Genomic DNA, 11,373 nt, shown 5'->3' on the forward strand with positions numbered 1-11,373 from the left:
CCCTCAAGAGAACCGCCCTCGCGCTTATGTAGGCACATGCATGACGCACAAGCGAACCGCACGTGTGTCGCCTGGTCTATTAGACTTGTTGCATTGCCAACCCGATCCTGCGGCGAAAGGAGACGCTATGATTTTCCCCGACCTGCGCGGCCTGCCCCTGCACCGTGTGCTGGTGCGCACCGTCAAGGAGTTCCTCGATGACGAGATGTCCACCTATGCCTCCGCGCTGGCCTACCAGATGCTGTTTTCGCTATTCCCCTTCCTGTTGTTCCTGATCGCCCTGATCGGCTTCCTGCACTTGCCGGACTTCTTCTCCTGGCTGCGCCTGCAGTCGGAACTGGTGTTGCCGCCCCAGGCTCTGGAGCAGGTCAACCCGGTGATCGATCAGTTGCAGCAGTCCAAGGGTGGGCTGTTGTCGGTGGGTATCGTAATCGCCTTGTGGACCGCCTCGGCAGGCGTGCGCCTGATGATGAGTGCAATGAACGCGGCTTATGACGTGCCCGAGGGGCGGCCGGTGTGGAAGCGCATTCCACTGTCGGTCATCTATACCGTCGGCATCGCCGGCATGCTCCTGGCGGCGGCGGCGCTGATGGTGCTGGGGCCGCAGGTCATGGAGTGGATCGCTTCGCAGGTCGGGCTGGAGGAGGCGGTTGTCATCGTCTGGACCATCCTGCGCTGGCCGGCGATCATCATCCTGATGATGGTGGCGGTGGCGCTGATCTACTACGTGATGCCCGATGTGAAGCAGAAATTCCGTTTCATCACCCCAGGTTCGGTGCTGGCGGTGGTGGTGTGGATCGTCGCTTCGCTGGGCTTCGCCTACTACGTGAAGACCTTTGCCGATTACAACGCCATGTATGGCAGCATTGGGGCGATCATCGTGCTGTTGCTGTACTTCTACATCTCCGCCGCGGTGCTGCTGCTGGGAGCGGAAATGAATGCGGTGATCGAGCACATGTCGGCCGAGGGCAAGAACCCAGGCGAGAAGGAATTCGAGCAGGACAACCCGCAACAGAACATCACCGTGCTCGGCCACGAGCACCCGGTGACACCCGAACCCCAGAGCCGCGAGCCGAATACCTGATGATCCGCGACATTCTCAAGATGGGCGATGAACGCCTGCTGCGCATCGCCCCGCCGGTTCCCGAGCACATGATCGGCAGCCCGGAGCTTGCGCAACTGATCGACGACATGTTCGAGACCATGGCCCATGTCGGTGGTGTTGGCCTGGCCGCGCCGCAGATCGGCATCGACCTGCAACTGGTGATCTTCGGCTTCGAGCGCAGCGAGCGTTATCCGGACGCCGAGCCGGTGCCGCGGACCATCCTGCTCAACCCGGTGATCACACCGCTGGCCACCGAGCTCGAGGATGGCTGGGAGGGCTGTTTGTCGGTGCCGGGCCTGCGTGGCGTGGTGCCGCGCTACAAGCACATCAGTTATTCGGGCATCGATCCGCAGGGTAATCCGATCAACCGCTTTGCCGACGGCTTCCACGCCCGGGTGGTGCAGCATGAGTGCGATCACTTGATCGGCCGGTTGTACCCCTCGCGCATCCAGGACTTCAGCAAGTTCGGCTATACCGAGGTGCTGTTCCCCGGGCTCGACGTGGCCGACGACTGACTCCGCACCATTGCGATCAGGGCCTTGCTGCGCTGGTAGCGGGCCAGGCGCGAGGCCAGGGGTTGGGGCAGGGTAGTGGTCGGGACGAAGGCCAGGCGCTGGTAGAAGGGTGCCAGGTCCGGATGACAGAACAGCCAGGTCGCAGCGCTGCTTTCGACTACCGCCGCGTCCACCAGTCGAGACGCGATCTGCCGACCGCGCCAGTGTGGGGCGACGAACAGGCCGGTCAGCCAGTGGCCGCCCTCGATGGGGGTCAGGTTCATCCCGCCGACGATCTCTCCAGCACGCGCCACCCATTGCTCGCCTTCGCCGGCCGCGCGCATGCGCGAGCCATGCTGGCGGTAGAAGTGTTCCAGCAGGCGCCGCTGGCTTGGGGGAAGGCGAGTGCAGGTCAGAGGGAGCATGTTCACGCGGCGTGGTTTATCTCGGGCAGGCATTCATCGGTGCTTTGTCGCAGATTGTTGCAAATACGGCAAGGGTGAATGTCCGACTCCGGGGTTCAACTATTTCAGGCGGGGAGTAGACTTTCATCCATCCCCCCGGCAGTACGATAAAGCGGGATCGGTACTTCGTGTCATCTTCGCAGTCGATGACAACTTCTCCGGGCCATTGACGGCGTCAGAAGTCACGCGATCAGCTTGATAGCCATCAAGGTCGACACCCATGAAAGCCTTACTGATTCTTGCATTGGTCGGTATGTCCCCGTTCGCCTTCGCGGACCAGGCCAAGACCGCAGACACCCAGCCCGTGGTCGAGCAGTACGACTATTCCACCAACCTCGACATCAAGCGCGTGATCAGCCTGTCGACGATCCCCAACGTGTGTGAAGTGGTGCCCGCCACCATGACCTACGAGGATCATCAAGGGCAGGTGCATACCCTCCAGTACCGTGCCCTGGGCGAAGGTTGCCGGCTGAATTGAGCCTGCCTGGCCCGAAAAAGGCTCGTGGGAGCGCGATGGCTGTCAGGTGCCCATGCAGGCCAATCTCGCTCCCACCAGCTCCAGCCCTTGTTTCAATTGAGCCCGGCTATGGGCCGCCGACAGGCTGATCCGTACGGCCTTTATGCTGTCAGTACCCACCGCGAATACGCTGGCCGGCACGATTTCCACCCCTTGCGCCCGACACTGAGTGACCAGCGCCTGTGCTTCTCCAGCCGTGGCCAGCCAGATATGGGGTGACGGCACGCCCTCGATGGGTAGCGCCTCGCCCAGAACCGCCCGCGCCAGGCGCCAGCGTTCGCCCAGTTCCTCCCGTTGCCAGGCCAGCCGCCGGGCGGCAGTGCCATCCGCGATCCATTGGCAGGCGATGCGCAGGTTCAGCGGCGACACCGACCAGTGGGTGGCCTGGGCATAAGGATCGATCTGCTCCAGCAACGCTGGCCGGGCCACGATCCAGCCCAGGCGCAAGCCGGCGGCGACGGTCTTGGACAGGCTGCTGATCAGCACGCCGTGCTCACCGAGCAAGGGATAGAGCGGCGGCCGCTCGGTCAAGGCGCCATACACATCATCCTCGATGACCAGCAGCTTGTGGCGCCTGACGATTTCCGCCAGCGCCTGGCGCCGGGCTTCATCCATGCATGCCCCGGTGGGGTTGTGCAGGGTCGGAGTGATCACCAGGACCCGCGCGCCACTGGCCCGCACCACCCGGTCCAGCTCGTCCGGGCGCAGCCCCTGCTCATCCAGCGCCACCCCCTGCACCGGCAGGCGCAACTGGCGGCAGGCGGCCTTGATGCCCGGGGCGGTCAGCGCCTCGACCATCACCGGCTCACCTGCCTGGCACAGTGACTGCAGCACCAGGATCAAGGCCTGCTGGGCGCCACCGCAGAGCAGCACCTGCTCGGGCTTGAGGTCCAGGCCGCGGTTGGCCAGCCAGCGAGCGCCCTGGATCCGCCCCAGCAGCAGTTGCTCCGGCCCCAGGTAATGATCGAGCAGGGCGGTTTCGCCCTGCTCGAGTAGCGTGCGCAGGCTGTGCTCAAGATCGAGGTTGTCCGGGTTGGCTACCGGCACATTGGTCGACAGGTCGATCACCTGGTGCTGACGGTCGGATTGCTTGAGGCGAAACAGCGTCGCCTCCTTGCTGCTGGCCAGCACATAGGTGCCGCGCCCCACTTCCCCGGATACCAGGTGCCGCGCCGCGGCCTCGCGGTAGGCCTGTTGCGTGGTGCTCGGATTCAGGCTCAGCGCCCAGGCCAGGCGCCGCTGGGGTGGCAGGCGTTCGCCCGCTTTCAACGTGCCCAGTTCGATGGCGCCGGCGATGGCCTCGACCAGCGCCAGGTAGCGGGGCTGGTCATTGTCTGGCAGGGAGGGAGTCCACACGAAATTGCTACCCATGCAATATATGTTTGGACCCATACAATGATCGCCGCTTAGGATCGGTTCAAGCCCTACCGATGAAGGAAGATCGCCATGTTCGACTTGCCCGCCCTGCGTGAAGCCGCCGACTTTGTCCACCAGCACGTTCCACCGACGCCGCAACATGCCTGGCCGCTGTTGGCCGAGAGGCTGGGTTGCCAGCTCTGGGTCAAGCACGAGAATCATGCCCCCACCGGTGCGTTCAAGGTACGTGGCGGGCTGGTCTATGTGCGCTCCCTGCTGGCGGCAGGCCAGCCCCCCCGAGGGCTGGTCACCGCCACCCGCGGCAATCACGGCCAGAGTATGGCCCTGGCAGCGCGCCAGGCAGGCTTGCCGCTGGTGATCGTGGTGCCGCAAGGCAATTCGCGGGAGAAGAACGCCGCCATGCGCGCCCTGGGCGCGGAGCTGGTGGAGCATGGCGTGGACTTCGACGTGGCTCGCGAGGAAGCGGCGCGTCTGGCCGAGGCGCGTGGCTACGGGATGGTCCCGTCGTTCCACCCCGAGTTGGTGCGTGGCGTGGCCACCTATGCCCTGGAGCTGTTCGAGGCGGTGGCCGACCTGGATTGTGTGTATGTGCCGATCGGCATGGGGTCGGGCATTTGCGGGCTGATCCAGGCGCGCAACCTGCTCGGGCTGTCCACCGAGATCGTCGGTGTGGTATCCACTGCGGCAGACGCTTATGCCCAGAGCTTCGAGCAGGGGCGCATCGTCACCACCGCCAGTGCCAACACCTTCGCCGATGGCATGGCCTGCCGTGTGCCGCATCCCGACGCCTTCGCCCTGGTACGCGAGCATGCCGCACGCATCGTGCGGGTCAGCGACGAGGAGATCGCCGAAGCCATGCGCCTCTACCATGAGACCACCCACAACACCGCCGAAGGTGCCGGTGCCGCCGCCCTGGCCGCACTGATGCAGGAGCGTGGGCGCCAGGCTGGCAAGCGCGTGGCGGTGGTGCTCAGCGGGGCCAATGTGGATCGCGAACGCTATGCGCAGGTATTGGTGGGGTGACGTACCAACGCCGTCAAGGTGAGGCAGCGAGGTTCGCGAGCAGGCAGCGATGGCCTGCCCCGCGAATTCTTTCTGTACCGCCCAGGGGGCGTTGAGGTTCAATCGCTGACTTTCGTCCGCAGTCGAGCCTGCCATGCCCTTTTCCAATGGTTTTCTCCTTAGCCTGTCCCTGTGCCTGGACATCGGCGTGGCCAACATCGCCATGATCACCCTGGCCATGCAGCGCGGTTTTCTTCAGGGCTTCTGGCTGGGGTTGGGGACCTGCGTCGGCGACCTCATCTACGCCATCGCGGCCCTGGCGGGGATGACGGTGTTGCTGCAATTCGAGAGCGTACGCTGGGTATTGTGGCTGGGTGGTTCGGCGCTGTTGGCGTGGTTCGCGGTAAAGATGTTGTTGGCGGCGTGGCGCGGCGGGCACCTGGAGTCGAATGGCCAGGTGGTGGTCGAGTCGGGTTGGCGCGAATTCCTGCGCGGTATCTTCCTGGCCATGTCGTCGCCCAGCGCGATTCTGTGGTTCGCCGCGGTCGGCGGGGTACTGATCTCCCGCTCCGGCGCCGGCAGCGCGCTGGACGCGGGCCTGTTCCTCGGTGGCTTCTTTGCCGCAGGGCTGCTCTGGTGTGTCTCGTTGTGCGGTATCGCCAGCCATGGTGGGCGGCTGTTGGGCGATCGTCTGTTGACTTGGTCGTACCTGTTGTCGGCGGCGATCTTCTGCTATTTCGCAGGTTACGTGGTGCTCTCCGGTTACCGTGAATTCATCCTGGCGATACCGGCCTGATCGTTCGGGCTGGTCTGTGCCGCTGACTGGATTTTTCTCATCGGCTTGTCGATTCTCCGTTTTCCCGTTCGACCATGGGTGAAGGCGCCGGAATGCACCGGTGCCGATCATTGTTGACCGCTGGGAGGAAGCACCGATGAACAGCGCAGCCGAAACTGAACTTCGCCAATTGATCGAAAACTGGATGCAAGCCGTGCGCGAGCGCGACGTGGAGCGCATCGTCGCTCCCTATGCCGACGACATTCTCGCCTTCGATGCCATCCAGGCCCTGCAGTTCAAGGGCAAGGTTGCCTACCGCGCACACTGGGAAATGTGCATGGGTATGTGTACGGGGCCGATGGTCTTCGAACTGGCAGAGTTGAAGGTGTATGCCGACGGTGATCTGGCCCTGGCCCATTGGCTCAACCGCTGTGGCCCGGGCGACGACGAAAGCCAGTGCGGCTTCATGCGCGCCACGGTCGGCTACCGGCGTAGCGGCGGCCAATGGCAAGTGATCCACGAGCATTGGTCGGCGCCGTTCGACATGGAAACGCAAAAAGCCTTGTTCGACCTCAAACCCTGATCCCGCTCATCGCCCACCGCACCAAGCCGACCTGCTGGAGACGATCATGAAATACCTGTGCCTGGTCTATTGTGATGAAGCGCTGTTGCACAGCCTGCCCGACAGCCCCGAAGACGCCGAATGCATGGCCTACGCCGAATCCATCCAGGGCAGCGGGCGCATGCTCGCCGCCGAGGCGCTCAAGCCTGTGCAAACGGCCACCACGGTACGTGTGCGCGCCGGGCGCATGAGCCTGACCGATGGCCCGTTTGCCGAAACCAAAGAGCAACTGGCCGGTTTCTACCTGGTCGACGCCCGTGACCTCAACGAGGCGCTGAACATCGCCAAGGGCATCCCGGCGGCCCGGGTGGGCAGCGTCGAGGTGCGGCCGGTGCGTGAACTGCAACCCTGACGCAAAGGGAGAAAAAACGCATGAGTCAGCAGGGAAAGCCCGATTGATGGTGGGGGAAGCGCAGGTCCGCCAGGAGGTGGAGGCTGTCTACCGCCGCGATTCGCGGCGGATCCTGGCGACTCTCATCCGCCTGCTGGGGGACTTCGACCTGGCCGAGGAGGCCATGCACGATGCCTTCTTCATTGCCGTGCAGCGCTGGCAGCGTGATGGTATCCCCGGCAACCCGCGGGCCTGGCTGGTGTCTGTCGGCCGCTTCAAGGCCATCGATGCGCTGCGCCGAAGTGCCCGCTTCGACCGCTCTCAGGCCGACCTGATCATGTTGCTCGAGCGCGAGGCCGACGATCCGGGTGAGCAGACGTTGCTGGTCGACGACCGTCTGCGCCTGATCTTTACCTGCTGCCACCCGGCGCTGGCCGCCGATGCCCAGGTGCCCCTGACCTTGCGCGAAGTTTGCGACCTGACCACCGAACAAATCGCCCGTGCCTTCCTGCAAAGCCCGGCCACCATCGCCCAGCGCATCGTGCGTGCCAAGGCCAAGATCCGCGATGCGAAGATTCCCTATCAGGTGCCGGAGCTGAGCGAGCTGCCCGAGCGCCTGGAAAGCGTGCTGCGGGTCATCTACCTGGTGTTCAACGAAGGCTATTCGGCCTCGGCGGGCGAAGATGTCACCACCCGCGAGCTGACGGACGAGGCAATCCGCCTGGGGCGCCTGGTGGCCCAGCTGCTGCCCGATGCCGAAGTGCATGGCCTGCTGGCGCTGATGCTGCTCCAGGCATCGCGGCAGAGGGCACGCAGCACCGCCGATGGCGAGCTGGTGCTGCTGGATGAGCAGGATCGCAGCCTGTGGGATCGCGGGCAGATCGAGGAGGGCAGCCAGCTGGTCCAACAGGCGCTGCGCAGTCGCGACTTTGGGCCTTATACCGTGCAGGCGGCCATAGCCGCGGTGCATGCCGAAGCGGCGAGCGCCGAGGTCACGAACTGGGACGAGATCATCGGCCTGTACGATGTGCTGCAGCGCCACTGGCCATCACCGGTGGTGGAGCTGAACCGGGCGGCGGCGCTGGCCAGGCGAGACGGTGCCCAGGTGGGGTTGCAGGCCGTAGAGGCAATCTTGCAGCGGGGCGAGCTGGGTGATTACCACCTGGCCCATGCCGCGCGCGCCGAACTGCACCGCCAACTGGGCAACCTCGATCAGGCCCGGGATGCCTGGCGGCAAGCGCTGACGCTCACCCGCCAGGGGCCGGAACGGCGGCATATCGAACGGCGATTACGCGAACTGGGCTGAGCTATCGCCAGCGTGCCCGCGATGGCCGGCGTGGTGAATCAGCTGGCGACAAAGTTCGGCGGGCTGACCAGCTCGACCGTCTGCTGCTTGCGCGGCGCGAGGATCTCGGCCTCGCCACTGACGACCAGCTCATCGTTCTGGTTGTACACATTGGTGGCGATGCGCACCTTGAACTTGGGCAGCTTCTCGAGGATTTCCAGGCGCACAGTCAGCTCGTCGCCGATTTTTACCGGCTTTTGGAAGCTCATCTGCTGGCCCAGGTAGATGGTGCCTGGGCCGGGCAGGGTGCAGGCCACCGCGGCGCTGATCAGCGCGCCGCTGAACATGCCGTGGGCGATGCGTTCCTTGAACATGCTCTTGGCGGCGAACTCGGCATCCAGGTGTACCGGGTTGTGGTCACCGGACATGGCGGCGAACAGCTGGATGTCGCGTTCTGCCACGGACTTCTTGTATTCAGCTTTCTGGCCGACTTCGAGGGCTTCGTAAGGCGTGTTGGTGACCTGGGTCATCGAGGCTTCCTTGTGGGGCGGGCGAGGTGGCCGATCATTCGCTGCGGGCAGGGCGGCCAAGGGCCAGCGCCTGCTCCAGCCAGCCGATGATCTCGGCGGTGACCTCGTCGCGATGGGTTTCGTTGAGCACTTCGTGGCGTGCGCCGGGGTAAATGCGCAACTGTACATGACGGTTGCCGGTCGCGCGCAGGGCGTCGGCCAGACGGGTGAGACGCTTGCCGGCACTCACCGGATCACATTCGCCGCCTAGCACGAAGATCGGCAGGTTTGGATCGATCTGCGCAAGGTTCTTCTTTTGACTGATTTGCGCCAGGCCCTGGAGCAGATCGAGCCACAGCTGGTTGCTGCAGCGAAAGCCGCACAGCGGATCGGCGATGTACTTGTCCACCTCCGCGGCATCGCGGCTGAGCCAGTCGAAGGCGGTGCGGTTGGGCTTGAACGCCTTGTTGAACGAGCCGAACGACAGCCAGTCGATCAGCGCGCTCTTGCCCAGCGGGCCCTGGCGCCAGGCCTCGAGTCGAGCGATCAGACGTGCCGCCCGGTACAGCGCCACCGGTTGGAAGTTCGAGCCGCTGAGTATTGCCCCTTGCAGGCTGGCGCTGTGGTGCAACAGGTAGGCCTGGGCGATGTAGCTGCCCATGCTGTGGCCGAACAGGAACAGCGGTGTGCCCGGGAACTGCTGGCCGACGTGCTGGGCCAAAAGGCCCAGGTCGTTGAGCACGGCATTCCAGCCATTATGGCGGGCGAACAGGCCCAGGCTGCCCAATTCGGCGGTACGGCCGTGGCCGCGCAGGTCAGGCGCGAGCAGTCCATAGCCAGCTGCATTGAGAGCATGGCCAAGGCGCTGGTAGCGCCCGGCATGCTCGGCCATGCCATGGGCCAGCAACACCACGGCCTTGACGGGCGTGGCGGGCAGCCACTGGTGAACATACAGACTGCAATGCTCACTGGCAGGAAGCCAGAAGGCGTCATGGGGCATGGCGGGTCCTTGCGCGCGGAGGTTCGCCAACAGTGTATGCGCAAAGCGCCCGATTGCAGGAAGGGTAGAAAAGAGATTCACAATGTTAATGGCGGCACTTGGCGTATTTGCCACCTTCGGCAGAGCTGCTAACGTCGGCTGAACACCTTTTTGCCATCAGGCGATCAGGTCAGGGACGTCCCGGTAGAGGAACAACAATAAATGCAAGCCGATTTCTGGAACGACAAGCGCCCGGCGGGCGTGCCTTCCACCATTGACATGAATGCCTACACCTCCGTGGTCGATGTGTTCGAGCGCTCCTGCAAGCGCTTCGCCGACCGACCGGCATATAGCAACCTCGGAGTCACTCTGAGCTACGCGGACCTTGACCGTTACTCGGCGGCCTTCGCCGCCTGGTTGCAGCAGCATACCGACCTGGCGCCGGGCGACCGCATAGCGGTGCAGATGCCCAATGTCCTGCAATACCCTATCGCCGTGTTCGGCGCGCTGCGCGCCGGGCTGGTGGTGGTCAACACCAACCCGCTGTACACCGAGCGCGAGATGCGCCACCAGTTCAAGGACTCCGGCGCTCGCGCCCTGGTGTACCTGAACATGTTCGGCAAGCGCGTGCAGGAAGTGCTGCCCGACACCGGCGTCGAGTACCTGATCGAAGCGAAGATGGGCGACCTGCTGCCGGCGGCCAAGGGCTGGCTGATCAACACCGTGGTCGACAAGCTGAAAAAAATGGTGCCGGCCTACCATTTGCCCCAGGCGGTGTCGTTCAAGCAGGTGCTGCGCCAGGGGCAACGCCACAGTCACCAGGCGGTGGGGCAGACACTCGACGACGTCGCGGTGCTGCAGTACACCGGCGGGACCACCGGCCTGGCCAAGGGGGCCATGCTCACCCACGGCAACCTGGTGGCCAACATGCTCCAGGTACTGGCCTGTTTTGGTCAGCACGGGCCTGATGGACAGCCGCTGATCAAGCAAGGGCAGGAGGTGATGATCGCACCCCTGCCGCTGTACCACATCTATGCCTTTACCGCGAACTGCATGTGCATGATGGTGACCGGCAACCACAACGTACTGATCACCAACCCCCGCGACATTCCCGGTTTCATCAAGGAGCTGGGCAAGTGGCGGTTCTCGGCGCTGGTAGGCCTGAATACCCTGTTCGTCGCGCTGATGGATAACCCGGGGTTCAAGTCACTGGACTTTTCCGCGCTGAAGATCACCAACTCCGGCGGCACCGCACTGGTCAAGGCCACTGCCGAGCGCTGGGAGGCCCTCACCGGTTGTCGTATCGTCGAAGGCTACGGCTTGACCGAAACCTCGCCGGCGGCCAGTACCAACCCCTATGGGCAGTTGGCGCGCCTGGGGACCGTGGGGATTCCGGTGCCCGGCACAGCGTTCAAGGTGATCGACGACGACGGCATCGAGCAACCGTTGGGCGAGCGCGGCGAACTGTGCATCAAGGGGCCCCAGGTGATGAAGGGCTACTGGCGGCAGCCGGAGGCCACCGATCAGGTGCTGGATGGAGAAGGCTGGCTGAAGACCGGGGACATCGCGGTCATCGACCCGGACGGTTACACCCGGATCGTCGACCGCAAGAAGGACATGATCATCGTCTCTGGTTTCAACGTCTATCCCAACGAGATCGAGGACGTGGTGATGGGCCATCCGCAGGTGGCCAGCTGCGCGGTGATCGGCGTGCCGGACGAGCGTACCGGCGAGGCGGTGAAGCTGTTCGTGGTGCCGCGTGCGGGCGGGGTGAGCGTCGATGAGCTCAAGGCGTTCTGCAAGACCAACTTCACCGGCTACAAGGTACCCAAGCATATCGTGTTGCGCGAGTCGCTGCCGATGACCCCGGTGGGCAAGATTCTGCGTCGGGAATTGCGCGATATCGCCTGATT

The 11,373-nt window shown here is 64.2% G+C and carries 13 protein-coding genes; 9 read left to right on the plus strand and 4 right to left on the minus strand.

What is annotated here, in order from left to right:
- Positions 1-127: 127 nt before the first annotated feature.
- Positions 128-1,084, plus strand: coding sequence for a YihY/virulence factor BrkB family protein (locus KSS90_RS07180; protein WP_217868786.1), 957 nt, complete (start codon positions 128-130; stop codon positions 1,082-1,084).
- Positions 1,084-1,620 (plus strand): peptide deformylase, encoded by a 537-nt coding sequence (gene def / locus KSS90_RS07185; protein WP_217868788.1) that lies wholly within the window; start codon positions 1,084-1,086, stop codon positions 1,618-1,620. Before KSS90_RS07180 ends, def begins: the two co-directional genes overlap by 1 nt.
- On the opposite strand, the gene KSS90_RS07190 is transcribed toward def, so the two are convergent.
- Positions 1,575-2,024 (minus strand): GNAT family N-acetyltransferase, encoded by a 450-nt coding sequence (locus tag KSS90_RS07190; protein ID WP_217868789.1) that lies wholly within the window; start codon positions 2,022-2,024, stop codon positions 1,575-1,577. The two genes, def and KSS90_RS07190, sit on opposite strands and share 46 nt — an antisense overlap.
- Positions 2,025-2,283: 259 nt before the next feature.
- Here KSS90_RS07190 and KSS90_RS07195 point away from each other — a divergent pair, with 259 nt between their 5' ends.
- Positions 2,284-2,541, plus strand: coding sequence for a DUF2790 domain-containing protein (locus tag KSS90_RS07195; protein WP_023629531.1), 258 nt, complete (start codon positions 2,284-2,286; stop codon positions 2,539-2,541).
- Positions 2,542-2,583: 42 nt separating this feature from the next.
- Here the strand turns inward: KSS90_RS07195 and KSS90_RS07200 are convergent, their stop codons facing one another.
- Positions 2,584-3,936: an aminotransferase-like domain-containing protein gene (locus KSS90_RS07200; RefSeq protein ID WP_217868790.1), complete on the minus strand. Its 1,353-nt coding sequence runs from the start codon at positions 3,934-3,936 to the stop codon at positions 2,584-2,586.
- 90 nt (positions 3,937-4,026) lie between these two features.
- Here KSS90_RS07200 and KSS90_RS07205 point away from each other — a divergent pair, with 90 nt between their 5' ends.
- From KSS90_RS07205 to KSS90_RS07225, 5 genes are all read left to right on the plus strand, one after another.
- Positions 4,027-4,980, plus strand: coding sequence for a threonine dehydratase (locus tag KSS90_RS07205; protein ID WP_217868792.1), 954 nt, complete (start codon positions 4,027-4,029; stop codon positions 4,978-4,980).
- A 133-nt stretch (positions 4,981-5,113) separates the two neighbouring features.
- A complete protein-coding gene (locus tag KSS90_RS07210; protein ID WP_217868794.1) occupies positions 5,114-5,755 on the plus strand; it encodes a LysE family translocator in 642 nt (213 codons plus the stop codon).
- A gap of 136 nt (positions 5,756-5,891) precedes the next feature.
- Positions 5,892-6,317: a YybH family protein gene (locus KSS90_RS07215; RefSeq protein WP_217868795.1), complete on the plus strand. Its 426-nt coding sequence runs from the start codon at positions 5,892-5,894 to the stop codon at positions 6,315-6,317.
- Positions 6,318-6,363: 46 nt separating this feature from the next.
- The gene (locus KSS90_RS07220; RefSeq protein ID WP_023631072.1) at positions 6,364-6,708 is read left to right on the plus strand and encodes a YciI family protein; all 345 of its coding nucleotides are present in this window, start codon (positions 6,364-6,366) and stop codon (positions 6,706-6,708) included.
- Between the two features lie 46 nt (positions 6,709-6,754).
- Positions 6,755-7,993 carry an RNA polymerase sigma factor gene (locus KSS90_RS07225; protein ID WP_217868796.1) on the plus strand — a complete coding sequence of 413 codons (1,239 nt, stop codon included), beginning with the start codon at positions 6,755-6,757 and terminating at the stop codon, positions 7,991-7,993.
- Positions 7,994-8,031: 38 nt separating this feature from the next.
- Here the strand turns inward: KSS90_RS07225 and KSS90_RS07230 are convergent, their stop codons facing one another.
- Together KSS90_RS07230 and KSS90_RS07235 are read right to left on the minus strand one after the other, a co-directional pair.
- A complete protein-coding gene (locus KSS90_RS07230) occupies positions 8,032-8,502 on the minus strand; it encodes a MaoC family dehydratase (protein ID WP_217868797.1) in 471 nt (156 codons plus the stop codon).
- Between the two features lie 34 nt (positions 8,503-8,536).
- On the minus strand, positions 8,537-9,481 hold the full coding sequence (locus KSS90_RS07235; protein WP_217868798.1) for an alpha/beta hydrolase: 945 nt from the start codon (positions 9,479-9,481) through the stop codon (positions 8,537-8,539).
- 201 nt (positions 9,482-9,682) lie between these two features.
- On the opposite strand from KSS90_RS07235, the gene fadD2 reads away from it, so the two are divergent.
- The gene (gene fadD2 / locus KSS90_RS07240) at positions 9,683-11,371 is read left to right on the plus strand and encodes a long-chain-fatty-acid--CoA ligase FadD2 (protein ID WP_217868799.1); all 1,689 of its coding nucleotides are present in this window, start codon (positions 9,683-9,685) and stop codon (positions 11,369-11,371) included.
- Positions 11,372-11,373 lie beyond the last annotated feature (2 nt).

It is taken from the genome of Pseudomonas maumuensis, assembly GCF_019139675.1.
GTDB lineage: Bacteria > Pseudomonadota > Gammaproteobacteria > Pseudomonadales > Pseudomonadaceae > Aquipseudomonas > Aquipseudomonas maumuensis.